21 protein-coding genes are annotated in these 22635 nt (G+C 66.2%); 8 read left to right on the top strand and 13 right to left on the bottom strand.

From position 1 onward, the window contains the following. Nucleotides 1–8: 8 nt before the first annotated feature. The 9 genes from RXV79_RS10805 to RXV79_RS10765 all read right to left on the bottom strand — a co-directional run bounded on the left by RXV79_RS10805 (nucleotide 9) and on the right by RXV79_RS10765 (nucleotide 11172). On the bottom strand, nucleotides 9–1184 hold the full coding sequence (locus tag RXV79_RS10805; protein ID WP_316703436.1) for an acetyl-CoA C-acyltransferase: 1176 nt from the start codon (nucleotides 1182–1184) through the stop codon (nucleotides 9–11). 25 nt (nucleotides 1185–1209) lie between these two features. After that, the gene (locus tag RXV79_RS10800) at nucleotides 1210–1788 is read right to left on the bottom strand and encodes an HD domain-containing protein (RefSeq protein ID WP_316703435.1); all 579 of its coding nucleotides are present in this window, start codon (nucleotides 1786–1788) and stop codon (nucleotides 1210–1212) included. Between the two features lie 27 nt (nucleotides 1789–1815). Further along, entirely contained in the window at nucleotides 1816–3909 is a 2094-nt protein-coding gene (locus RXV79_RS10795) for a 3-hydroxyacyl-CoA dehydrogenase NAD-binding domain-containing protein (protein WP_316703434.1), read from the bottom strand. Between the two features lie 162 nt (nucleotides 3910–4071). Next, nucleotides 4072–4767, bottom strand: a complete 696-nt coding sequence (locus RXV79_RS10790; protein ID WP_316704072.1) for an ABC transporter ATP-binding protein — start codon at nucleotides 4765–4767, stop codon at nucleotides 4072–4074. 8 nt (nucleotides 4768–4775) lie between these two features. Next, nucleotides 4776–5576: an ABC transporter ATP-binding protein gene (locus RXV79_RS10785; protein WP_316703433.1), complete on the bottom strand. Its 801-nt coding sequence runs from the start codon at nucleotides 5574–5576 to the stop codon at nucleotides 4776–4778. Then, nucleotides 5573–6868 carry a branched-chain amino acid ABC transporter permease gene (locus RXV79_RS10780; protein ID WP_316703432.1) on the bottom strand — a complete coding sequence of 432 codons (1296 nt, stop codon included), beginning with the start codon at nucleotides 6866–6868 and terminating at the stop codon, nucleotides 5573–5575. The genes RXV79_RS10785 and RXV79_RS10780 overlap by 4 nt, the downstream gene beginning before the upstream one ends. A 1-nt stretch (nucleotide 6869) precedes the next feature. Continuing rightward, nucleotides 6870–7817 (bottom strand): branched-chain amino acid ABC transporter permease, encoded by a 948-nt coding sequence (locus RXV79_RS10775; protein ID WP_316703431.1) that lies wholly within the window; start codon nucleotides 7815–7817, stop codon nucleotides 6870–6872. Nucleotides 7818–8149: 332 nt separating this feature from the next. Then, nucleotides 8150–9400 (bottom strand): branched-chain amino acid ABC transporter substrate-binding protein, encoded by a 1251-nt coding sequence (locus tag RXV79_RS10770; RefSeq protein ID WP_316703430.1) that lies wholly within the window; start codon nucleotides 9398–9400, stop codon nucleotides 8150–8152. A gap of 128 nt (nucleotides 9401–9528) precedes the next feature. Continuing rightward, nucleotides 9529–11172 (bottom strand): 3-(methylthio)propionyl-CoA ligase, encoded by a 1644-nt coding sequence (locus tag RXV79_RS10765; RefSeq protein ID WP_316703429.1) that lies wholly within the window; start codon nucleotides 11170–11172, stop codon nucleotides 9529–9531. A 118-nt stretch (nucleotides 11173–11290) separates the two neighbouring features. On the opposite strand from RXV79_RS10765, the gene RXV79_RS10760 reads away from it, so the two are divergent. From RXV79_RS10760 to RXV79_RS10740, 5 genes are all read left to right on the top strand, one after another. Then, nucleotides 11291–12778 (top strand): protein adenylyltransferase SelO, encoded by a 1488-nt coding sequence (locus tag RXV79_RS10760; protein WP_316703428.1) that lies wholly within the window; start codon nucleotides 11291–11293, stop codon nucleotides 12776–12778. Then, on the top strand, nucleotides 12775–13176 hold the full coding sequence (gene msrB / locus RXV79_RS10755) for a peptide-methionine (R)-S-oxide reductase MsrB (protein ID WP_296719958.1): 402 nt from the start codon (nucleotides 12775–12777) through the stop codon (nucleotides 13174–13176). Before RXV79_RS10760 ends, msrB begins: the two co-directional genes overlap by 4 nt. A gap of 31 nt (nucleotides 13177–13207) precedes the next feature. Further along, nucleotides 13208–13858, top strand: a complete 651-nt coding sequence (locus tag RXV79_RS10750) for a septation protein A (RefSeq protein ID WP_316703427.1) — start codon at nucleotides 13208–13210, stop codon at nucleotides 13856–13858. Nucleotides 13859–13871: 13 nt separating this feature from the next. Beyond that, the gene (locus RXV79_RS10745) at nucleotides 13872–14138 is read left to right on the top strand and encodes a BolA family protein (RefSeq protein ID WP_316703426.1); all 267 of its coding nucleotides are present in this window, start codon (nucleotides 13872–13874) and stop codon (nucleotides 14136–14138) included. A gap of 104 nt (nucleotides 14139–14242) precedes the next feature. Beyond that, nucleotides 14243–15082, top strand: a complete 840-nt coding sequence (locus RXV79_RS10740) for a peptidylprolyl isomerase (RefSeq protein WP_316703425.1) — start codon at nucleotides 14243–14245, stop codon at nucleotides 15080–15082. 138 nt (nucleotides 15083–15220) lie between these two features. Here RXV79_RS10740 and RXV79_RS10735 read toward each other — a convergent pair whose 3' ends face one another. Next, nucleotides 15221–15895 (bottom strand): ABC transporter ATP-binding protein, encoded by a 675-nt coding sequence (locus tag RXV79_RS10735; RefSeq protein WP_316703424.1) that lies wholly within the window; start codon nucleotides 15893–15895, stop codon nucleotides 15221–15223. A 19-nt stretch (nucleotides 15896–15914) separates the two neighbouring features. On the opposite strand from RXV79_RS10735, the gene RXV79_RS10730 reads away from it, so the two are divergent. Beyond that, entirely contained in the window at nucleotides 15915–16556 is a 642-nt protein-coding gene (locus RXV79_RS10730) for an arylesterase (protein ID WP_316703423.1), read from the top strand. Between the two features lie 36 nt (nucleotides 16557–16592). Here RXV79_RS10730 and RXV79_RS10725 read toward each other — a convergent pair whose 3' ends face one another. From RXV79_RS10725 to RXV79_RS10715, 3 genes are all read right to left on the bottom strand, one after another. After that, nucleotides 16593–18710 (bottom strand): DUF6600 domain-containing protein, encoded by a 2118-nt coding sequence (locus RXV79_RS10725; RefSeq protein WP_316703422.1) that lies wholly within the window; start codon nucleotides 18708–18710, stop codon nucleotides 16593–16595. Between the two features lie 117 nt (nucleotides 18711–18827). Then, on the bottom strand, nucleotides 18828–19364 hold the full coding sequence (gene def, locus RXV79_RS10720; protein ID WP_316703421.1) for a peptide deformylase: 537 nt from the start codon (nucleotides 19362–19364) through the stop codon (nucleotides 18828–18830). Nucleotides 19365–19378: 14 nt separating this feature from the next. Beyond that, nucleotides 19379–20887: a tannase/feruloyl esterase family alpha/beta hydrolase gene (locus RXV79_RS10715; protein WP_316703420.1), complete on the bottom strand. Its 1509-nt coding sequence runs from the start codon at nucleotides 20885–20887 to the stop codon at nucleotides 19379–19381. A gap of 105 nt (nucleotides 20888–20992) precedes the next feature. Here RXV79_RS10715 and RXV79_RS10710 point away from each other — a divergent pair, with 105 nt between their 5' ends. Then, complete coding sequence (locus RXV79_RS10710; RefSeq protein ID WP_316703419.1) at nucleotides 20993–21316, top strand: hypothetical protein; 324 nt, start codon at nucleotides 20993–20995, stop codon at nucleotides 21314–21316. A 64-nt stretch (nucleotides 21317–21380) separates the two neighbouring features. Beyond that, a complete protein-coding gene (locus RXV79_RS10705; RefSeq protein WP_316703418.1) occupies nucleotides 21381–22631 on the top strand; it encodes a TonB-dependent receptor in 1251 nt (416 codons plus the stop codon). Nucleotides 22632–22635 lie beyond the last annotated feature (4 nt).

The following is a 22635-nucleotide window of genomic DNA, read 5'->3' as shown; positions in this document are numbered from 1 at the left end:
TCAGCTCGTCACAGCACCTCGAACACGCCGGCAGCACCCATGCCACCGCCGATGCACATCGTCACCACCACGCGCTTGGCACCACGGCGCTTGCCCTCGATGAGCGCGTGGCCGGTGAGGCGCTGGCCGCTCACGCCGTAGGGGTGGCCGACGGCAATCGCGCCGCCGTTGACGTTGAGGCGGTCCATCGGAATGCCCAGCGTGTCTGCGCAATAGAGCACCTGCACGGCGAAGGCCTCGTTCAGTTCCCAGAGGTCGATGTCGCTGACCTTGAGGCCGAGCTTCTTCAGCACCTTGGGCACGGCGAACACCGGGCCGATGCCCATCTCGTCGGGCTCGCAACCGGCCACCGCGAAGCCGAGGAAGCGGCCCAGCGGCTTGAAGCCCCGCTGCTCGGCCAGCTTCTCGTTCATCAGCACGCAGGCGCCGGCGCCGTCACTGAACTGGCTCGCGTTGCCTGCCGTGATGAGGCCGCCCGGCAGTGCGGGCTTGATGCCGGCGATGCCTTCCTTGGTGGTGCCGGCGCGCAGGCCTTCGTCGGCGCTGATGGTCACTTCCTTCGTGCGCAGGCCCATCACCGGGTCGGCCACGCCAGCCATCGTGGTGACCGGGATCATCTCGGCGTTGAACTTGCCGGCCTCTTGCGCAGCGCAGGCCTTCTGCTGGCTGGCAGCGCCGTACTCGTCCATGCGGTCGCGGCCGATGTTGTAGCGCTTGGCCACCTGCTCGGCCGTCTGCAGCATGCTCCAGTAGATCTCGGGCTTGTGCTCCACGAGCCAGCCGTCGGCGGCCATGTGGCGGTTGGCCTCGTTCTGCACGCAGGAGATGCTCTCCACACCGCCGGCCACGTACACGTCGCCTTCGCCCGCGATGATGCGTTGCGCGGCAGTGGCGATGGTCTGCAGGCCGCTGGAGCAGAAGCGGTTGATGGTCATGCCGCTGGTCGTGATCGGCAGGCCGGCGCGCAGGGCGATCTGGCGTGCGATGTTGCCGCCGGTCGCGCCTTCGGGCGTGGCACAGCCCATGATCACGTCGTCGACCTCGGCACCTTCGATGCCGGCGCGTTCGACGGCGGCCTTCACGGCGAAACCACCCAGCGTGGCGCCATGGGTCATGTTGAAAGCACCCTTCCAGCTCTTGGCGAGCGGCGTGCGGGCGGTGGAAACGATCACGGCTGAGGTCATGGGGTACTCCGGAAGATTCGGGTGATCAGGCGGCCTTCTGGGCCGGCAGGTAGATGCTGTTCTTGGGCTTGGCGAAGACGCGGCGCAACGCCGGTTCGAACTCGCTGATCGGCAGCGTCTCGCCCTTGGGGTCGAAGGCCGGGTTGTCGTAGAGCGCGCAGAACTCGGCCGTGCGCTCGTAGCTCGGGTGGCCTGCGAACTGGTCGCGCAGGTGGCGGTCCAGGCCGAGGTGGTGGAAGAAGTAGTAACCCTGGAAGATGCCGTGGTGCTGCACCATCCAGAGGTTCTCTTCGCTGACCCAGGGCTTGAGGATGGCTGCGGCGATGTCGAAGTGGTTGGCGGGCCCGAGCGTATCGCCGATGTCATGCAGCAGCGCGCACACCACGTACTCGTCGTCGCGGCCGTCCTTCATCGCCCTTGTCGCGGTCTGCAGCGAGTGGGTGTAGCGGTCGACCGGGAATCCGCCGTAGTCACCTTCGAGCAGCTTCAGGTGGGCGATGAGACGGTCAGGCAGGCCGCGCTGGAAGACGCCGGCCTCTTCCTTGATGATGGACCAGTCGTCGGCGGTGCTGGTCTCCATGCTGGTGAAGGTGGCGCGCTTCATCGTGTCTCCTGGTGATGCTTGTCGGGATCAGCTGAAGGTCTTGCCCTCGGCCGCGAGCTTGGCCAGCAGCGGCGCCGGCTCCCAGAACTTCGCGTCGTCGCGCGGGTTTTTCTGGAAGCGGCGCATGCTGGCGACCACGTTGAAGAGGCCCTGCGTATCGGCGTAGCACATCGGGCCACCGCGGAACGCGGGGAAGCCGTAGCCGGTGAGGTAGACCATGTCGATGTCGGAGGCGCGCAGCGCGATGCCTTCCTCGAGGATCTTGGCGCCTTCGTTGACGAGTGCGTAGACCAGGCGCTGCACGATCTCCTGGTCGCTGATCTTGCGAGGGGTGATGCCCTTCTCGGCACGCACCTTCTCGATCATCGCCACGACCTCCTTCGAGGGAATCGCGTCGCGCTTGCCCGGCTTGTAGTCGTACCAGCCGGCGCCCGTCTTCTGGCCGTAGCGGCCCATCTCGCACAGCACGTCGGCCGTCTTGCTGTAGATCATCTCGGGTTGTTCGACGTAGCGGCGCTTGCGGATGTACCAGCCGATGTCGTTGCCGGCGAGATCGCCCATGCGGAAGGGGCCCATCGCGAAGCCGAACTTCTCGATCGCCTTGTCGACCTGCTCGGGCGTCGCGCCCTCTTCCAGCAGGAAGCCGCCCTGCCGCGAGTACTGCTCGATCATGCGGTTGCCGATGAAGCCATCGCACACGCCCGAGACCACGCAGGTCTTCTTGATCTTCTTGCCGAGCGCCATCACGGTGGCGAGCACGTCCTTCGCGGTCTTCTCGCCGCGGATCACTTCCAGCAGCTTCATCACGTTGGCCGGGCTGAAGAAGTGCGTGCCGATCACGTCCTGCGGGCGCTTGGTGAAGGCGGCGATCTGGTTCACGTCGAGCGTGGAGGTGTTGGACGCGAGGATGGCACCGGGCTTCATCACCTCGTCGAGCGCCTTGAAAACCTTCTCCTTCACGCCCATCTCTTCGAACACGGCCTCGATCACCATGTCGGCGTCCTTCAGGTCGCCGTAGTTGAGCGTGGTGGTGAGCAACCCCATGCGGACGTCGAGCTTCTCCTGCGTGAGCTTGCCCTTCTTGACCTGCGCCTCGTAGTTCTTGCGGATGGTGGCGACGCCGCGGTCGAGCGCTTCCTGCTTCATCTCGAGCATCACCACCGGCATGCCGGCGTTGAGGAAGTTCATCGCGATGCCGCCACCCATGGTGCCGGCGCCGATGATGGCGAGCTTCTTCACATCGCGCACCGGCGTGTCGGCCGGCACGTCAGGAATCTTGCTCGTGGCGCGCTCGGCCATGAACACATGGCGCAACGCGCGGCTTTCGGGCGTGAGCATCAGGGCCTGGAAGGCCACCAGTTCGAGGCGCATGCCTTCGTCGAAAGGCTTGTAGACGGCATTGGCCACGGCTTCCACGCACTGCAGCGGCGCCGGGTAGTTGCGCGACATCGCCCCCACCGAATTGCGGGCGAACTGCAGATAGCCGTCCGCGTTGGGGTGCTTGGCCTTGAGGTTGCGCACGAGCGGCAGCGGGCGCTTGTCGGCCACCTCGGCGGCCAACGCCAGCGCGGCGGTGACGACATCGCCATCCACCAGCTTGTCGAAGAGCTTCTGCCCCGGCAGCGAGGCGAGCATCTCGCTCTTGACCGGCTCGCCGCTCACGATCATGTTGAGCGCGGTCTCGACACCCAGCACGCGCGGCAGGCGCTGCGTGCCACCTGCACCGGGCAGCAGGCCGAGCTTCACTTCCGGCAGCGCCACCTGCGTGCCCTTGGCGGCCACGCGGTAGTGGCAACCGAGCGCCAGTTCCAGCCCACCCCCCATGCACACGCTGTGGATGGCCGCGACCACCGGCTTGCTCGATGCTTCGACCGCCGCGATGACGCTCAGCAGGTTCGGCTCGGCCATCGCCTTGGGCGAACCGAACTCCTTGATGTCGGCGCCACCGGAAAACGCATTGCCGGCACCGGTGATCACCACCGCCTTCACGGCGCTGTCGGCCTCGGCCTTCTCGAGCCCTTGCGTGATGCCCAGGCGGGTGGCATGCCCGAGGCCGTTGACCGGCGGATTGTTCAGTGTGATGACGGCGACGTTGCCGCGCAATTCATAGGTGGCGCTCATGGCGGATGACCCTTCTGAAGCCGGATGGAACGGCAAAAAGCGAACGATCGTTCGAGTCTAGAAAACAGAACGGCCGGCTCCTGTCTCGTCAGCGACAAACCGGCCAGCCGGGGTGTCGTGCGAAGCAGTGCCGGCCGAGGTGGCTAGCGGCTTCAGTCGATCTTAGACCTCCAGCCACTCCTTGCGAATGGCCGCGTCGGCGCGCAGCTGGGAAGGCGTTCCTTCGAACACCACCTGGCCGTGGCCCATCACGTAGCAGCGCTCCGAGATCTCGAGTGCGATGGTGAGCTTCTGCTCGACCAGCAGCACCGAGATGCCGCGCCGCTTGAGCTCCTTCAGGTACTCGGCCACCAGCTCGACGATCTTCGGCGCCAGGCCTTCGGTCGGCTCGTCGATCATGATGAGGTCAGGGTCGCCCATCAGCGTGCGGCACAGCGTGAGCATCTGCTGCTCGCCGCCGGAGAGCACGCCGGCTTCGGTGTGCTGGCGCTCCTTGAGCCGCGGAAACATCTGGTACATGTCATCGAATGACCAGCGCGGCTTCTTCGCGGTGCCCTTCTCGCCGAGCATCAGGTTCTGGTGCACGGTGAGCTTGGGGAAGATGTCGCGGTTCTCGGGTACGTAGCCGATGCCTGCGTGGGCGATCTGGAAGGCCTTCTTGCCGAGGATCTCCTGGTCGCGCCACTTGACCGAGCCGTGGCCGTCGACCAGTCCCATGATCGTCTTGGCGGTGGTCGAGCGGCCCGAGCCATTGCGGCCCAGCAGCGCCACGATCTCGCCTGGCTTCACGTCCATGTTCACGCCATGCAGCACATGGCTCTTGCCGTAGAAGGCGTGCAAGTCTTTGAGTTGAAGCATCGTCATGGTCAGTGCCCCGCCGCTTGTTGTTCGGCCAGCACGGAGCCGAGATAGGCCTCCTGCACACGCGCATTGGCGCGCACGGCATCGGGCGTGTCGAAGGCGATCACCTCGCCATACACGAGCACGGCGATCTTGTCGGCCAGGCCGAACACCACGCCCATGTCGTGCTCCACGGTGAGCAGCGTCTTGCCGACGGTGATCTCGCGGATGAGCTGGATGAAACGCGAGGTCTCGCTCTTGCTCATGCCGGCGGTGGGCTCGTCGAGCAGGATGACGCTCGCGCCACCGGCGATGGTGATGCCGACCTCGAGCGCGCGCTGTTCGGCGTAGGTGAGGTTCATCGCCGCTTCGTCGCGCTTGGCTTCGAGCTTGATCATCCGCATGACCTGCTCGGCGCGGTCATTCGCGTCGTGCAGGTTGGCGAGGAACTTCCAGAACACGTAGCGGTAGCCCATCGACCACAGCACCGCGCAGCGGATGTTCTCGAACACCGACAGGCGGCCGAAGAGGTTGGACACCTGGAAGCTGCGTGCCAGGCCGCGTCGGCTGATCTCGAACGGCCGCAGACCGTCAATGCGCTGGCCATGCAGCTTGATCTCGCCACTCGTGAGACCGAAGCGCCCGCTGATGAGGTTGAAGAGCGTGGACTTGCCGGCGCCGTTGGGGCCGATGATGGCCACACGTTCGCCTTCCTTCACCTTGAGCGAAGCGCCACGGATGATTTCGGTCTTGCCGAAGCTCTTGCGGCAGTCGTTGAGCTCGACCGCCCAACCGCCCTTGTCGTTTGCCACGTTGCCCTGGCTCATGCAGCACCCCTGCGGTGAATCTCTTTTTCGATTTCTTCCTGGATCGCGCCCCACTTCGCATGGAAGCGGCGACGCACCAGCTCGAACAGCCCACCACCCACCAACAGCAGCGCAGCCGCGCCGATCCAGTTGGTCATGTCCTTGGTGTTGAGCACCTGGCCCATGAACTTGATGGTGTCGCCGGTGCCGGCTTCAAGTTGCACGTGATAGACCATCTCGATGATGGCCGCGCCGCCGACCAGCCACACCACGGTGGTGAGGACGAGGCCGAGGTAGCTCAAGGCAAGGCGCTTCCACTTGCCGAATGCCGCCACGCGCACGTTCATCATGATGAGGCTCGCGATGCCGCCCGGGGCGAACATCACCATCACCAGGAACACGATGCCGAGGTACAGCAACCAGGCCTTGGTCATCTCCGACAGCAGCACGAAGGCCAGGACCGCGAGCACCGCACCGATGATCGGGCCGAAGAAGAACGACGCGCCGCCGAGGAAGGTGAACAGCAGGTAGCCGCCCGAGCGCGCCGCGCCCACCGACTCCGCCGTCACGATCTCGAAGTTGATCGCCGTGAGGCCGCCACCGATGCCGGCAAAGAAGCCGGCGATGATGAAGGCGATGTAGCGCACCACCTGGGTGTTGTAGCCGACGAACTCCACACGCTCCGGGTTGTCGCGCACGGCATTGAGCATGCGGCCGAGCGGCGTGCGCGTCAGCATGAACATCAGGCCGGTGCAGATGAAGCAGTACACCGCGATCAGGTAGTAAACCTGGATGGCCGGCCCGAAGGTGATGCCGAAGAACGGCTGCCCGACCACGCGGTTGGCGTTGATGCCGCCTTCGCCGCCGAAGAAGCCCGAGAACATCAGCGACATCGCGAACACCAGCTCGCCCACACCCAGCGTGATCATCGCGAAGGTGTTGGCGGACTTCTTGGTGGTCACCCAGCCGAGCAGGGCCGCGATGCCGGCACCGGCGAGACCGCCGACGATGGGCAACAGGCTTACCGGGATCGGCAGCTTGCCACCACCGACCATGTTGAGCGCGTGGATCGTGAAGAACGCGCCCAGACCCGTGTAGACGGCATGGCCGAAGCTCAGCATGCCGCCCTGACCCAGCAGCAGGTTGTAGCTCAGGCAGATGATGATCATGTAGCCCATCTGCGAGAGCACCGTCAGCGCGAGGCTGCTCTTGAAGAGCAGCGGTGCGACGAGCAGGAGCAGCGCAAAGCCGCTCCACACCAGAAGGCGCCCCACGTTGAAGGGCTGGAATTGGAAGTATTGTGTTTTGCTCATGTCAGCCCTCACGCGTGCCCATGAGGCCCTTCGGGCGGAAGATCAGCATCAGCACCAGCAGGACGTAGGGAAGGATCGGGGCCACCTGCGAGATCTTGAGTTCCATCAGGGGGTAGCCAAAAGTGGAAGGAGAGACGCTCACGTTGAGATGGCGCAGTGCCGTCAGCACCGATTGGTCCATCGCGACGGCGAAGGTCTGCAGGATGCCGATGAGCAACGAGGCCGCAAACGCGCCGGCCAGCGAGCCCATGCCGCCCACCACCACCACCACGAAGATGATCGGGCCGACCGCCGCCGCCATGCCGGGCTCGGTGACGTAGGCATTGCCGCCGATCACGCCTGCAAGACCGGCCAGCGCAGCACCGCCACCAAACACCAGCATGAAGACGCGCGGCACGTTGTGGCCGAGCGCTTCCGACATCTCGGGGTGCGTCAACGCCGACTGGATGATGAGGCCGATGCGGGTCTTGGCCAGCAGCAGCCAGACCGAGAACAGCATCAGCAAGGCGACGAGCATCATGAAGCCGCGGTACATCGGGAACTGCGTGCCGTAGAGCGTGAACAGCGGGCCGCTGAGCGCAGCCGGCACCTTGTAGTCGACCGGCAGGCGGCCCCACGTGAGCTGCACCAGCTCGAGCAGCACGAACGACAGGCCGAAGGTGATCAGCAGTTCGGGCACGTGGCCGAACTTGTGCACGCGGCGCAAAAAGTAGCGCTCGAATGCCGCACCTGCCAGGAAGGCCAGCAGCGGGGCCACGATCAGCGCGGGCCAGTAGCCCACGTATTTCATCGTGGTGTACGCGAAGTAGGCGCCAAGCATGTAGAAGCTGGCATGGGCGAAATTGAGCACGCCCATCATGCTGAAGATCAGGGTCAAGCCCGAACTCAGCATGAACAGCAGCAGCCCGTAGCTGATGCCGTTCAGTAGCGATATGGTGAAGAACTCCATCGCGTCGTCAGGTCCAATTGGTGAGTGTGGAAAGCTCGTGTACGCATGCTTGGCAAGCCATGCGAAGCCGAAGCACGGTTGCCGCAAAAAAGCACGGCAGCGTACTACGTGGCGCAACGCTGCGCGGTCGCGGTCGAGACACGATCAGTCCCTCGTCCACCGTGTTGCGAGCAGTGCGCACCGTAGTTGATTTCCAGGGTGCCCGAGATAGGGACTACCCCGCTGCAACGCACAAAAAGAGGCAAGCCCGTGAAGACTTGCCTCTCTTTGCAGAGACATGCAGAGAGCGCTTGCAGGAAGCCTTCGCAGGCCTTCTGCAAGCAGGCGCGGGATCAGCCCGGGCGCTTCATCTGGCAGGTGGTCGGGGTGCTGGCCACATACGGCTCGAACACCTTCTCGGCGTGCCAGGTGTTGCCGGTGTTCTCGCGGTTCACCGGGTTCTTCTTGTCGACCTTGTTCCAGCTGGCCAGGTACAGCGTCTGCTGCAGCTGGTGGTCGCTGGCACGCATCTGGATGTCGCCCGAGTACGACTTCACCGACAGGCCTTCCATCGCCTTGGCGACCTTCACCGGGTCGGTCGACTTGGCCTTGGCGATACCACCGCCGAGGATGTCGAACAGCGACAGCGAGGTGGCGGTGCTGAAGTCTTCACCCTTGAAGCGGGTCTCGAAGGCCTTCATCGCTTCCTGGTACTCGCCCGGCAGGTTCGGGTAGCCCGGATACACGTAGCGAACCTTGCCCAGGCCGTAGCTGCCCAGTGCGGTCGGCGAGCCGGCGGCGCCAGCGTAGTAGGTGTACCAGTTGACGTTCAAGCCGGCGTCTTGCGCGGCCTTGAACAGCAGGGCCATGTCGTTGCCCCAGTTGCCGGTGATCACGGTGTCGGCGCCCGACTGCTTGATCTTGGCGACGTAGGGCGAGAAGTCCTTCACCTGAGCGATCGGGTGCAGGTCTTCGCCGACGATCTGCACGTCGGGGCGCTTGCGGGCCAGGTTGTCCTTGGCGAACTTGGCAACCTGATGGCCGTGCGAGTAATTCTGGCCAATGATGTAGACCTTCTTGATGTCCTTCTGGTCCTTCATGTAGGTCGTCATCGCTTCCATCTTCATCGACGTGTCTGCGTCGAAGCGGAAGTGCCAGTAGTTGCACTTGCTGTTGGTGAGATCAGGATCCACCGCAGCGTAGTTCAGCAGGATGACTTCCTTGCCGGGGTTGCGCTCGTTGTGCTTGCTGATGGCATCGATCAGGGCCATGGCGGGGGCCGAGCCGTTGCCCTGGATGATGTAGCGGATGTTCTGGTCGATCGCCGCCTTCAGGACGCTCAGGCTTTCCTGGGCCGAACCCTTGTTGTCGAACGGAACGATCTCGTACTTCACGCCTGCCGGGTTGCCCTTGCCGCTCTTGCGCTCGGCAATGACCTGGAAGGTGTGCAAGATGTTCGTGCCGATGTTGGCCATCGGACCCGACAGCGGGTCAACGAATGCCAGCTTGACGGTCTCCCCGGCCTGCGCGAACGCTGCGCTCACGCTGAGCGACAGGGCCGCAGAGGCCACCGACATGCCGAACATCTTCTTCGCAAATTTCATGACTTCTCCTTGGTGCACAAAAAACAAAACCCCATGAACATACCTGAATAGCCCCTCCGGCCAATTCAAGGATTACCCGGAATCGCACGACAGTGCAAACCCGCCCTCCCGCTCTGCAGAACTGGCGTCTAACCAGGGAGTTGATGGTCTTTGAACGTCTCTCTCAATTTGAGTTTCTGAATCTTGCCGGTCGCCGTATGAGGGATTTCGCTAACGAAGGCCACGTCGTCCGGGATCTGCCACTTCGCGATGCGGCCCTCGAAGAATCCGAGCAGCTCTTCCCGGCTCAACTCGGCGCCAGGCTTCTTCACGACGACCAGCAAGGGTCGCTCGTCCCACTTCGGGTGCCGGCAGGCGATCGCCGCGGCCTCATGCACGGCCGGGTGCGCCATCGCGATGTTCTCGAGGTCGATGGAGCTGATCCACTCGCCGCCTGACTTGATCACGTCCTTGCTGCGGTCGGTGATCTGCATGAAGCCGTCGGCATCGATGGTGGCCACGTCGCCGGTCGGGAACCAGTCGAGGCCGTCGACCTTCACGAGCGGCGACTCGTCTCGCTGGAAGTAGCTGGCGATCACCCAGGGCCCCCTCACGACCAGGTTTCCCGAGGCCTTGCCGTCCCACGGCAGCGGCTTGTTGTCATCGTCGAGGATCAGCATGTCGACACCGTAGACCACGCGCCCTTGGGTGAACTGCAGACGCTCCTTGGCTTCCTTGCTGAGCGAGACGTGCTTGCCCTTGAGCTTGGCGAGCGTGCCGAGCGGCGACATCTCGGTCATGCCCCATGCGTGGATCACTTCGACGCCGAACTCGTCTTGCAGCGTACGCAGCATCGACGGTGGGCAGGCGGAGCCGCCGATCACCGTGCGCTTGAAGGTGCTGAACTTGAGGTCGTTCTGCTTCACGTAGTTGATGAGGCCGAGCCACACCGTCGGCACGCCGGCGCTGAATGTGACCTTCTCGTTCTCGAAGAGCTCGTGCAACGACTTGCCGTCGAGGTGCGGGCCGGGCATCACGAGCTTGGCGCCGACGAGCGCCGCCGAGTACGGCAGCCCCCAGGCGTTGACGTGGAACATGGGCACCACCGGCAGGATGGTGTCGGCCGCCGAGCAGCCCAGCGCATCGGGCAAGGCGCTGGCGTAGGCGTGCAGCAGCGTCGAGCGGTGGCTGTACACGGCGCCCTTGGGGTTGCCGGTCGTGCCCGAGGTGTAGCAGATGCTCGAGGCGGTGCTCTCGTCGAACTCGGGCCAGGCGTAGTTCCCGTTCTCGGCTTCCACCAGCTCGTCGTAGCAGAGCAGGCCTTTCAGGCTGCTCGCCGCGGGCATGTGCGCGCGGTCGGTCATCAGCACGAAGTGCTTCACGCTCTTGAGCATCGGCGCGATCTTCTCCACCAGGGGCAGGAAGGTCAGGTCAAAGCACAGCACGCGGTCCTTCGCGTCTTCGACGATCCAGACGATCTGCTCCGGGAAGAGACGCGGGTTGATGGTGTGGCACACCAGCGCCGAGCCCGAAGCCGCGTAGTAGATCTCGAGGTGCCGGTAGCCGTTCCACGCCAGCGTGCCCACACGGTCACCGGCTTCGCAGCCGAGCCGCGCGAAGGCCTGCGCGAGCTTGCGGGCGCGCAGTTCGCAGTCCTTGTAGGTGTAGCGGTGGATGTCGCCTTCGGTGCGCTTGGAGACGATCTCGGTGTCGGCCGAATGCCGCGCCGCGTGCTTGATGAGCGACGAGATCATCAGCGGCATTTCCATCATCTGGCCCATCAGGTGCGCCATGTTCTGTACCTCGTGAGATTGCTGCAATGCAACGGATGATAGGAACGCAGCAACATGCGCGATTTCACTGTTTACCCCTAGAGAAATCGCAGTCGGACGCGCTCGCTACACTGCCGTGATGGTTGAAGTTTTCGATGGCGCCGAAGCGTCGGTTGTGCTTGAACGCCGATGGCCGAATCGCTTTGCCACGCTGGGCGACCGTTTCTACACGCCCATGCAGCCGCAAGGTCTGCCCGAGCCTCATTGGGTCGCCTGGAGCGAGCGCTGCGCCGAGCTGCTGGGCTGGCAAGGCCAACGCGATGGGCTGCTCCAGGTCTTGAGTGGCAACGCCTCGCTGCCGGGCATGCAGCCGCTGGCCAGCGTCTACAGCGGCCACCAGTTCGGCGTGTGGGCAGGGCAGCTCGGCGATGGCCGTGCGCACTTGCTGGGCGAACTCGACACGCCCAGCGGGCCGATGGAGATCCAGCTCAAGGGCGCAGGCCTCACGCCCTACTCGCGCATGGGCGACGGGCGTGCGGTGCTGCGCTCGTCGATCCGCGAATTCCTGTGCTCCGAAGCAATGGCCGCGCTCGGCGTGCCCACGACGCGCGCCTTGTGCATCACAGGCTCAGCCCTCCCCGTGCGCCGCGAAACCGTCGAGACGGCGGCGGTCGTCACGCGGGTGGCGCCGAGCTTCATCCGCTTCGGGCACTTCGAGCATTTCACGCACACGGCCGAAGACACCGAGGCGCTGCGCCAGCTCGCCGACTTCGTCATCGCCCACCACTACCCCGAGTGCGCCACTTTGGCGCAGCCCTATGCGGCGCTGCTCGAAGCGGTGGCGCGCAAGATGGCGGAGTTGATGGCGTGGTGGCAGGCCGTGGGCTTCTGCCACGGCGTGATGAACACCGACAACATGTCGATCCTCGGCCTCACCATCGATTACGGGCCCTTCGGCTTCCTCGATGCCTTCGACCCCGGCCACGTCTGCAACCACTCCGACCACCAGGGCCGGTATGCGTATGCCCGACAGCCCAACGTCGGCTTCTGGAACGTGCACGCGCTCGCGCAAGGGCTGATGCCGCTGATCGACGATGCCGAGGCCGCCCTCGCCGCACTCGAGCCCTACAAGACCGCCTTCCCGCAAGCGCTCACGCGGCAGATGCGCGCAAAGCTTGGCCTCGCAACCGCGCACGACGGCGACATGGCGCTCATCGACGGCCTGCTCAAGTGCATGGCCGCTGACCGCGCCGACTTCAGCATCACCTTCCGCCGCCTCGCCCAGTTCAACTCGGCCGAAGGCGCGAGCAACGATGTGGTGCGCGACATGTTCCTCGACCGGCCCGCCTTCGACGCCTGGGCGCAGGCCTACGGTGCACGCCTTCGCGCGGAAGGCAGCGTCGATGCCGAGCGCGCGCAGCGCATGAACCGCGTGAATCCGAAGTTCGTCTTGCGCAACCACCTGGCTGAGGTCGCGATCCGCGCGGCCGAGCAAGGCGACTTCAGCGAGACACACAAACTGCTGAAAGTTCTGGAGCGTCCCTACGACGAACAACCCGAGCATTCGGCCTATGCCGACTTCCCGCCCGAATGGGCGCAATCGATCGAAGTGTCGTGTTCATCATGAGCAAGTACAAAGTTGAAAAGTCAGATGCAGAGTGGCGAGCGCAGCTCGACCCGATGCAATACGAAGTGGCGCGTCACGCGGCGACCGAGCGGGCCTTCACCGGCAAGTACTGGGATCACTTTCAGAAAGGCCAGTACAACTGCATCGGCTGCGGCACACCACTCTTCAAGTCCGACACCAAGTTCGACGCGGGCTGCGGCTGGCCGAGCTACTGGGAGCCGATCAACAGCGAAGTGATCGAGCGTGTGGTCGACAAGAGCCACGGCATGGTGCGTGTGGAGGTGCGTTGCAACAACTGCGGCTCGCACCTCGGCCACGTCTTCGAAGACGGCCCTGCCCCCACCGGCGACCGCTACTGCATCAATTCGGCGGCGATAGACTTCAAGCCCTCGACCTGACCCCCGCGGCGCCTGGCGCGCCGCCGACCCGATGAAGCTCCTTCTCGATTTCCTCCCGCTGCTGCTGTTCTTCGGCACCTTCAAGTTCGCCGAGGCGCACAAGGAGTGGGCCGCGGCCTTCTGCAGCAATCACCTGAGCTTCCTGGTCTCGGGCGGCGTGGTCGGCGTCGAAGAGGCCCCGGTGCTGCTGGCCACCCTGGTGGTGATCGCCGCGACACTGGTGCAGGTCGCGGTGCTCAAGCTGCGTGGCAAGAAGATCGACCTGATGCTGTGGATCACGCTCGCACTCGTGGTGGTGCTGGGGGGTGCGACGGTCTGGTTCCACAACGCGACCTTCATCAAGTGGAAGCCCAGTGCCGCCTTCTGGGCGATGGGCCTTGCCCTGTGGGTGAGCCAGGCCATCTTCAAGAAGAACCTGCTGCAGTCGATGATCGGCGGCGAGCTTCAGCTGCCGCCCACCGTGTGGCAACGCCTCAACTTCGCCTGGGTCGCGTTCTTCGGCCTGATGGGCCTGCTCAACCTCTACGTCGCCTACAGCTACAGCACCTCGACCTGGGCCACCTTCAAGGTCTTCGGTGTCTACGGGTTGATGATCGCCTTCACGGTGGCCCAGGTGATCTACCTGAGCCGCTACCTGAAGGACGCGCCTGAATCGGCGCCGGCCGCCGACAAGCAGCCCTGACGAGCCACGACCCATGCCCGTCACCGCCTCGGAGATCGAGGCCGCCCTGCGCGAGCAGCTGCAGCCCGACGACCTCGCCGTCACCGACGACAGCCACCTGCACGCAGGCCATGCCGGCGCACGCGAAGGCCGCCATTTCAGCGTGCGCATCGTCAGCAGCCGCTTCGCCGGAACGCCCCGCCTGAAGCGGCATCGCCTCGTATATGATGCCCTCCGCCTTCTGATCCCACGCGGCATTCACGCCCTGGCGATCGACGCCCGGGCTCCCGGCGAAGGGTGACAACGACAGGCGCCACAAAGGCGCCGATTCGCACCGGCGACAGACGACAACACCTCCCCTTTTCCATTCACCGCCTCCATTCATTCGCTGAAAGGCAATCTGCCATGAAGAAGCTGTCCATCACCGCTCGTGCCTCGTTGCTGGCCCTCGCGATCCCCCTGCTGCACGGCTGCGCCGAGCCTGGCAAGGCGACGGGCGAAGGCGCCGACGCTGCAGGCAACGTGGCCATCGTCAACGGCAAGGCCGTGCCGCGCTCGCGCGTGGAGGTGCTGCTGCAGCAGGCCACCCGCGGCGGCCAGCCCAAGACGCCCGAACTGGAAGCGCAGGTCAAGGACGAGATCGTGCTGCGCGAGATGTTCATGCAGGAAGCCGAGAAGCTCGGTCTTGCCCGCACGGCCGACTACAAGGCCCAGATGGAACTCGCCCGCCAGAGCATCATGATCCGCGAGCTCTTCAACGACTACAGCAAGAAGAACCCGGTCACCGACGAAGAGATCAAGGCCGAGTACGACAAGGCCAAGGCACAACAAGGCGGCACCGAGTACCACGCTCGGCACATCCTGGTCGAGAAGGAAGCCGACGCCCTGGCGCTGATCAAGCAGATCAAGGCGGGCGCCAAGTTCGACGAGCTGGCCAAGGCCCACTCGAAGGACCAGGGTTCGGGCTCCAACGGCGGCGACCTCGACTGGGCCAACCCCAACTCCTACGTGCCCGAGTTCGGCCAGGCACTCACCAAGCTGAAGAAGGGTGAAATGACCGAGACGCCCGTGAAGACGGAGTACGGCTACCACATCATCAAGCTCGAAGACACGCGCGAAGCCGGGTTCCCGAGCCTCGACGAAGTCAAGCCGCGCATCCAGCAGAGCCTCGCGCAGCAGAAGCTTGCGAAGTACCGCGAAGACATCAAGGCCAAGGCCAAGACCGACTACAAGTTCAGTCAGTGAGCCCCCCAGTCGCTGGCGCTCCTGGCCCCAAGGGGCGCCGCCTGGCGGCCCGGCAAAGCCGGCTCCGCGGGCGTTGCTAGATGTGGGCCCGCTTCGCGGCCTGTTTGCAAAGGCACTCTTCGGAGTGCCTTTTGTCTTTCAGGGCGTCGTCAAACGGCCCGCTTCGATCCTGAGCTGCCGGTCGCAGCGCGCGGCGATGCTGCGATCGTGCGTCACCAGGACGAGCGTGGTGCCCGCCTCGCGGTTGAGCTCGAACATCAGCTCCATCACTTTTTCGCCGGTGGCGAAATCGAGGCTGCCGGTGGGCTCGTCGGCCAGCAGCACCGCGGGTTTCACGACAAAGGCGCGCGCAAGGGCCACACGCTGCTGCTCGCCGCCCGACAGCACCTTCGGGTAGTGCGTGAGCCGCTCACCCAGCCCCACCCGGTGCAGCATCTCCGACGCCTGCAGGCGCGCATCCACCCGGCCCTGCAGCTCCAGCGGGAGCATGACGTTCTCGAGCGCCGTGAGGTTGCCGAGCAGCTGGAAGCTCTGGAACACGAAACCGAGCTTGGCGGCCCGCACCGCGGCGCGTGCATCTTCGTCGAGCGCGAACAAATCGGTGCCGGCGAGGCGAACCGTGCCGGTGCTCGGCGTGTCCAAGCCGGCAATGATCGACAGCAGCGTGCTCTTGCCCGAGCCGCTCGCGCCCACGATGGCGGCCGATTGCCGCGCCGCGAGCGTGAAGTCGATGTCGTGCAGTATCGTCAGAGGGCCGCTCACATCCTGCACTTGCTTGGTGACGTGCTCGACGGCAATGATGGATTCGGACATGGATGGAACGATGAGCTCGATGACACGCAGAACGCTGTTGGCCCACTTTACCGTGCTTGCCTTGGTGGCCGCAGGTGGCGGGCTACCGGCTTGGGCTGAAGCTCGCCACACGATCCTCGTGGTCGGTGACAGCCTTTCGGCCGAATACGGCATCGAGCGCGGCAAGGGCTGGGTCTCGCTGCTGGAGAAGCAGCTTGCGCAAGACAAACAAAGCGCGACCGTCGTCAACGCCAGCATCAGCGGCGACACCACCTCGGGCGGCCGCTCGCGCCTGCCGGCCCTGCTCAAGCAGCATCGGCCCACCCTCGTGGTGATCGAACTCGGCGCCAACGACGCACTGCGCGGCCTGCCGCTCAAGATGACGCAGGACAACCTGCTCGCGATGGCGCGTGCCGCCAAGGCGGCTGGCGCCAAGGTGCTGCTGGTGGGCATGCAGGTGCCCCCGAACTACGGTCGGCGCTACAGCGAAGACTTCGCGGCGCTCTTCGGCTCGGTGTCGAAGGCGGAAGGCACGGCTCTCGTGCCCTTCCTGCTGAAAGGCGTGGCCGACGTGCCCAATGCGGAGGCACTGTTCCAGGCCGACCGCATCCACCCGAAGGCGCAGGCTCACCCGACGATGCTCGCCAATGTGTGGGCCGGGTTGAAGCCACTGCTGCGCTGAGGCGCGGGTTCCGGCCTCAGCGCCACATTCGCAGCATCACCTCGAGCGCTCGCCGCGCTCCGGACGCTCGCCACCGTTGCCGCCACGGTCGGGGCGCTCGCGGGGCTCCTCGCGCACGCGGGGAATGAACGCATCACGCGGCGGAGGCTGGACCTGCGGACGCATCACCTGGGGCGGCTGCGCGGGCGCCATCTGCGGCGGCGGTGCCTGCCGCACCGGCGGCTGGGGTTGCGGCTGAGGCTGAGGCTGCGGAGCCTGCATGCGGGGCGGCGGAGCCTCGGTGCGACGGCGGTCGTCGCGGGGCGAACGGTCGTCGCGTGAACGGTCGTCGCGTGGTCGATCGTCCCGCGGCGGGGCCACCCGCTCCACGTCGCGATGCGGCGCCGAGAAACCAGGCTGCTGCGGGCGCTGGGGCGCCGGTTGCATCTGTGGCGGCTGAGGCTGCGGCGCAGGCTGCGTCACGCGGGGTGGCGCTTCGACGCCCGGGCGGCCGATGAAGCCGGGTTGTGCGGGTGGGTTCGGAGACGGCCGCACGACCGGTGCCTCCCGCCCGTCACGCCCGTCACGCCCTCCTCGGCCATCGCGTCCATCGCGCGCATCACGCCCATCGCGAGGATCCCGGTCTGGCCCCCGCGCATCGCGCTCGGGCACCCGCACATCGCGCTCAGGCTGACGCGGGGTCGAGATCACGGCCGGCGCCCGCGGGCCACCCGCCTCGGCATCGCGCCCCGGGCCTGGCCGCGGTGCACCCGGGCGCGAGACGCGCGGGTCCACCACCTGTCGTGGCGAGCCGGCCTCGAACCGCGGAGGGGCCACGACGGGCGCATCGGCGCGCGGCCGCTCGTTGCGGATCTCGCGCCAGGTGCGTTGGTCGACGGGCCGGAAGGCGGGCGCGACCGGCTGGCGGCGCTCCACCACCTGCGACGGCACCACGGTGACGGCGCGCTGCATGTCGCGGTGCACATAGCGCGTGTTGGCCACCACCTGCCCGGGGTTGTTGACGATCGTCGTGACGTTGGTGATGTTGGTGACGTGCGTGACGTTCACGTTCTGCACGTAGCGCGGGCTCACCCGATAGCCCGGCACGAAGACCTCGCGCGGCCCGAGCGGGAACCAGCCCACCGTGGGCGCACTGCCCACCCGCACCGACACGCTCACGCCCGGCCGGCCCACCCAGGCCACCAGTGCCGGCGCATAGACCGGCCGCTGCACATAGCGCCCCGGAGCCCAGCACCACGCATCGCGATACCAGACCCAGCGCCCGTAGTGGAACGGCGCAAAGCCCCAGGGCGCGTCGTCGACCCAGGTCCAGCCCCAGGGGTTGATCCACGCCCAATGGCCCATGCGGTACGGCGCCCAGCCGGCCACCACGGTGCGCGGGATCCACACTGCGCCGTATTCGGTCTGCGGCTCCCAGCGGCCATAACGGTCGAGGTCTTCCACGCCGGTCATCTCGGGCGAGACGTAGCGCGACGACACGCTGCGCTGGTCGCGTGAGTTCTCGGCTGCCACCCAGTTCGAGAAGTCGTCGCGCCGCGGCTCGGTGATCGAGTACTGCGGCACGCCACGATCCTTCCAGAACTCCACGCGCTGGCCCGCTTGCACCGTGAGCGCGGTGCCGTCGGCTTCGTAGCGGGCCCGGCCGCTCGATGCCGTCACGCTGCTGGTGCCATCGGCACGGTCGAAACGGTACTGGCCCACGCCCTCGGCGGCGAAGCGGCCTTCATCGGTGCTCAGGCCGAATTCGTCGGCCGCCTCGCGGGTGCGCAGGTGCGCGGCGACAGTGCCGTTGAGCAGGTGCAGGTCGACGCGGTCATCGTCCAGCCGCTGCACCTCCACCTCGGTGTTGGCGCCCAGGTGCAGCACGGTGGAGCCGATGCGCACCTCGGCGCGTCCATCGGCCTCGGTCGACAGCCGGTCTCCGGTGGTGACGGGCCGGTTGCGAACGGCACTGATCCATTCGTTGGTGTCGGTGGCGTAGATCCACACCTGGCCTCTGACCTCGGCGATGCGGCCAGCACGGCCCGGCGGGTCGGCCTCGGCCGCCTGGATGGGCAGCGCCAGCAGGCTCAGCAGCGCCAGGCCGAACCACAGGGCCAGCCAATGGGGCCATGCCACCAGGTGGCGGGAAGAAGCGGAGGAAGTCGGTTTCATGGGCATGTCTCGCATTCGAGCGCTGTCAACAGCCGCGGTTCCGGTTCAACGCAGGGGAAGTGCCCTGCGCTGACCACAGAAACGTTTCTTCGCAATCGAGAGGCCCGAAGCGGGGGGTCAGTCGTCTTCGGCCGGGTCGAGCTCGGGAAAGAGCACGCTCGTGAAGCCAAAACGGCTGAAATCGCGCATCCGCATCGGGTAAAGCTTGCCGATGAGGTGATCGCATTCGTGCTGCACCACGCGGGCATGGAACCCGTCGGCCTCGCGGTCGATGCCCTCGCCCTTCGGGCCGAAGCCGGTGTATCGGATGCGCGCGAAACGCGGCACCACGCCGCGCATGCCCGGCACCGAGAGGCAGCCTTCCCAGCCCTCTTCCTCGTCGTCGGACAGCGGCGTGATCTGCGGGTTGAGCAGCACCGTCTCGGGCACGGGCGGCGCGTCGGGGTAACGGTCGTTCTTCTTGAAGCCGAAGATCACGAGTGCCAGGTCGACGCCGATCTGCGGCGCAGCCAGGCCCGCCCCGTTGGCGGCGTGCATGGTGTCGAACATGTCGGCGATGAGCGTGTGCAGTTCGGGCGTGTCGAAGCGCTGCACGGGCTTGGCGACGCGCAGCAAGCGCGGGTCGCCCATCTTCAGGATTTCTCGAATGGCCATGCCGGCATTCTGGTTCAGGAGAGCGAGCAGGTGAAGCTCGTGGCCAATGCGGGGTTGCCGCCGACGTAGCGCGCAAAGGTCGGGAAGCGGCAAAGCGGGCGCATGCGGTTGATCTGCCCGTTGGCATCGGTGCCGAAGATGACGAGGTTGCGCGACGAGGGCCGCGCATTCGCCTCGACCCACTGCACCGTGGCGTCGAAGTAGTCGGCATAGAACGGCCCCACGCCACCCCCGCAGTGCTGCACGCCGGGCAGCAGGAAGAGCTCCATGTTGGCGTCGCGCACCGCGTCTCCGCCCGACAGGACACCGGCCTCCACGAAGTACTTCACCGAGCCCTTGTAGCTGATGGCCCAGTCGTGCGTGCCATGCACGAGCACGAGCTTGCGGCCTTGCGCGAAGAAGGTGCTGAGGTTGGGCGACGCATCGAGCGTCGCGGCCGCCGCGGCCAGCTGCGGCTGGAAGTTGGCGGGCGAGAAGTTCGCGAGCGTGTTGTAGCTCGGATCGTTGGCGAGCCAGTAGCGCACCAGGCCGTCGGCAAACGCAAACTGGTTGGTGAGCGGCTGCGCAGGCGGGTTGCCGATCCAGCCCGGCCAGCCGATGTCTTCACCCCCCGGGCTCCAGCCAGGGTAAACGAGCGTGCCGTTGGGCAGCCGGTATTCGGAATAGATCGTGCGCGCGGCGGCGACCTGCGGGGCGGTGAGGCAGCTGTCGCTGTCGGCGCCGGTGCATTGCAGTGCGCCGGGGTCGAAGTTGCAGGCCCACGGCTGGCCGACGATGCCGTCCTGCAAGCCATCGTTGGCGTCGCATCGGGCCACCACGGCGTTGGCGATGGTGCGCGCCTTCGCCGCGTTGATCGCCGCACCCGGGGCGCTGTAGGCCTGCGCGTTGCGGATGAAGGCCTGGAAGAGCTCGCTGAAGCTCACCGCCGGCATGATGGCGAGGATGCCGTCGTAGTCGGCCGGGTAGCGGCTCGCCTGGATCAGCGCCTCGCGGCCACCGTTGGAGCAGCCCTGGAAGTAGTGGCGCTGCGCGTCGCGCCCGTAGCGGCGGCGCACCAGCTCCTTGGCGACGCCGAGCGTGGTATGCGGCGCCAGATAGCCGAAGTCGTTCTTCGCCTGTGCGTTGTTGAGCGCCCACGAGGCATCGAGCGGGTCGCCCACGTGGCCGCCATTCGAGGCCACGCGCACATACGACGAGATCGAGGCCTGCGGCACGAGCTGCAGCACGCCGTCCCAGCCGCCACCGCCGTTCTGCACGAGCTTGTTGTTCCATTGCGTAGGCAGGTGGACTTCGAAGTTGAAGCCCGCCCGCACCGAGCCTTCGACGCGGCAGTATTCGCCGATGCCGCCACTCGCCGCGACCACGGTGGCGCGGCTGATGGTGGCGCCCGCGACGGTCTGCCCGGCGAGGCTGGTGCAGGGGTTGGTGGCGGCGGAGGTCTCGCCACCACCGCAGGCCGACACGCCGGCCACGAGGATCGACAGCGCCGTGAGGCGCCGGGAGGCTGAGTGGGTGTGCTGCATGGCGTCCTTCCCTGGATGTGGGCCCGCACGGCTTTGCGTGCATTCTGCGGCTGTGTTAGCTTTCGGCCCCTGCCGGCGCCCGCCGGCTTTGCAACCGGCTGTACGGTGAGATCTCTTCTGCGTTCCTGGCGAATCTGGTGGCTGGCGCTGGCCGTGGTGGCGGCGCCGCAGCTGTCGCTCGTGCACGCGCTGTCTCACCTGGCGCCTGCAGCCACCGCCGCGAAAAGCGCAGACGAGCGCCAGCAAGCGCCCGAGAAGGTTTGCGACAGCTGCCTGCTCTTCGCGCACCTCGGTCAAGCCCTCACCGCACAGCACACCTGGGCCACCCTCGACACCCAGGCCCCGCCGCCCGTGTCAGTCGCCCTCACGCAGATCGCCCTGCGTGCCCCAGCCCACTTCCAGGCCCGCGCCCCGCCCGTCTTCCTGTGATCTGACCGAAGCCCCGCTCGACACCGAGCGGCGCATTTCCATTTCCGTCACACAGGACTTTTCCATGTTCGCAATCCGCTCCGCGGTCGCAGGCGCCTGCCTGGCCGCGACCCTGCCCGCCTTCTCGCAAACCGCCTCGACCGCCTCGACCGCCGCCACCCCCGAGACGAGCTTCAACCCCGCGATCTCGCTCATCCTCAACGGCACCTACGCCAACCTCTCGCGCGACCCCGAGACCTACCGCTTCCAGGGCTTCATCCCGAGCGGCGGCGAGATCGGCCCGGGTGGCCGCAGCTTCCAGCTCGGTGAATCGGAACTCACGCTGAGCGCCGCCATAGACCCCACCTTCAACGGCCGCTTCACCGCCGCCGTCACGCCCGAGAACGAAGTCGAGGTGGAAGAAGCCTGGTTCGAACGCACCGGTCTCTTCAACGGCGCCACGCTCAAGGGTGGCCGCTTCCTCTCGTCCTTCGGCTACCTGAACGGCCAGCACGCCCACACCTGGGACTTCACCGACGCACCGCTCGCCTACCAGGCCTTCTTCGGCGGCGCGCTGAAGAACGACGGCCTGCAGCTGCGCTGGCTCGCACCGACAGACCGCTTCATCGAACTCGCGGCCGAGGTCGGCGCCGGCCGGACCTTCCCCGGCAGCGACACCTCTCGCAACGGCGCCGGCGTGTTCGCACTGATGGCGCACACCGGCGACGACATTGGCGCCAGCTCGAGCTGGCGCACCGGCATCTCGTGGCTGCGCCACCGGGCCAGCCAACGCACCTTCGAAGACAGCGACAGCCTGGGCACCCCGGTGACCAACAGCTTCACCGGCCGCAGCACCACCTGGGTGCTCGACGCCGTCTACAAGTGGGCCCCGCAAGGCAACGCCACCGGCCGCAGCTTCAAGCTGCAAGGCGAATACTTCCGGCGCAGCGAGAGCGGCACGCTCGACTTCGACACCACCTCGCAAGCCGGTGGCCCCTTGAGCGACAGCTACCGCAACACGCAGAGCGGCTGGTACGCGCAGGCGGTGTATCAGTTCATGCCGCGCTGGCGCGCGGGGCTGCGCTACGACCGGCTCGACGCCGGCAACGCACGCATCGGCCTCGTCGACAACGGCACGCTCACCGAGGCCGACCTCCCGTCGCTCATCAAGGCCAAGCCCGAGCGCAGCACCGTGATGCTCGACTACTCACCCACCGAGTTCAGCCGCGTGCGCCTGCAGTTCGCCGCCGACCGCAGCCGGGGCGACGGCACCGATCGCCAGGTCTTCCTGCAGTACATCATGAGCCTCGGCGCTCACGGTGCGCACACGTTCTGAGGGG

Origin of the sequence: Piscinibacter gummiphilus (assembly GCF_032681285.1) — a bacterium.
Taxonomy (GTDB): domain Bacteria; phylum Pseudomonadota; class Gammaproteobacteria; order Burkholderiales; family Burkholderiaceae_C; genus Rhizobacter; species Rhizobacter gummiphilus_A.
The sequence above is the reverse complement of the archived record's forward strand: the minus strand, read 5'-3'. Positions and strand labels throughout refer to the sequence as shown.

Coding starts and splice junctions, on each gene's coding strand:
- RXV79_RS10805 (WP_316703436.1), bottom strand. CDS start 1,184: ATGACCTCAGCCGTGATCGTTTCCACCGCCCGCACGCCGCTCGCCAAG.
- RXV79_RS10800 (WP_316703435.1), bottom strand. CDS start 1,788: ATGAAGCGCGCCACCTTCACCAGCATGGAGACCAGCACCGCCGACGAC.
- RXV79_RS10795 (WP_316703434.1), bottom strand. CDS start 3,909: ATGAGCGCCACCTATGAATTGCGCGGCAACGTCGCCGTCATCACACTG.
- RXV79_RS10790 (WP_316704072.1), bottom strand. CDS start 4,767: ATGCTTCAACTCAAAGACTTGCACGCCTTCTACGGCAAGAGCCATGTG.
- RXV79_RS10785 (WP_316703433.1), bottom strand. CDS start 5,576: ATGAGCCAGGGCAACGTGGCAAACGACAAGGGCGGTTGGGCGGTCGAG.
- RXV79_RS10780 (WP_316703432.1), bottom strand. CDS start 6,868: ATGAGCAAAACACAATACTTCCAATTCCAGCCCTTCAACGTGGGGCGC.
- RXV79_RS10775 (WP_316703431.1), bottom strand. CDS start 7,817: ATGGAGTTCTTCACCATATCGCTACTGAACGGCATCAGCTACGGGCTG.
- RXV79_RS10770 (WP_316703430.1), bottom strand. CDS start 9,400: ATGAAATTTGCGAAGAAGATGTTCGGCATGTCGGTGGCCTCTGCGGCC.
- RXV79_RS10765 (WP_316703429.1), bottom strand. CDS start 11,172: ATGGCGCACCTGATGGGCCAGATGATGGAAATGCCGCTGATGATCTCG.
- RXV79_RS10760 (WP_316703428.1), top strand. CDS start 11,291: ATGGTTGAAGTTTTCGATGGCGCCGAAGCGTCGGTTGTGCTTGAACGC.
- msrB (WP_296719958.1), top strand. CDS start 12,775: ATGAGCAAGTACAAAGTTGAAAAGTCAGATGCAGAGTGGCGAGCGCAG.
- RXV79_RS10750 (WP_316703427.1), top strand. CDS start 13,208: ATGAAGCTCCTTCTCGATTTCCTCCCGCTGCTGCTGTTCTTCGGCACC.
- RXV79_RS10745 (WP_316703426.1), top strand. CDS start 13,872: ATGCCCGTCACCGCCTCGGAGATCGAGGCCGCCCTGCGCGAGCAGCTG.
- RXV79_RS10740 (WP_316703425.1), top strand. CDS start 14,243: ATGAAGAAGCTGTCCATCACCGCTCGTGCCTCGTTGCTGGCCCTCGCG.
- RXV79_RS10735 (WP_316703424.1), bottom strand. CDS start 15,895: ATGTCCGAATCCATCATTGCCGTCGAGCACGTCACCAAGCAAGTGCAG.
- RXV79_RS10730 (WP_316703423.1), top strand. CDS start 15,915: ATGACACGCAGAACGCTGTTGGCCCACTTTACCGTGCTTGCCTTGGTG.
- RXV79_RS10725 (WP_316703422.1), bottom strand. CDS start 18,710: ATGAAACCGACTTCCTCCGCTTCTTCCCGCCACCTGGTGGCATGGCCC.
- def (WP_316703421.1), bottom strand. CDS start 19,364: ATGGCCATTCGAGAAATCCTGAAGATGGGCGACCCGCGCTTGCTGCGC.
- RXV79_RS10715 (WP_316703420.1), bottom strand. CDS start 20,887: ATGCAGCACACCCACTCAGCCTCCCGGCGCCTCACGGCGCTGTCGATC.
- RXV79_RS10705 (WP_316703418.1), top strand. CDS start 21,381: ATGTTCGCAATCCGCTCCGCGGTCGCAGGCGCCTGCCTGGCCGCGACC.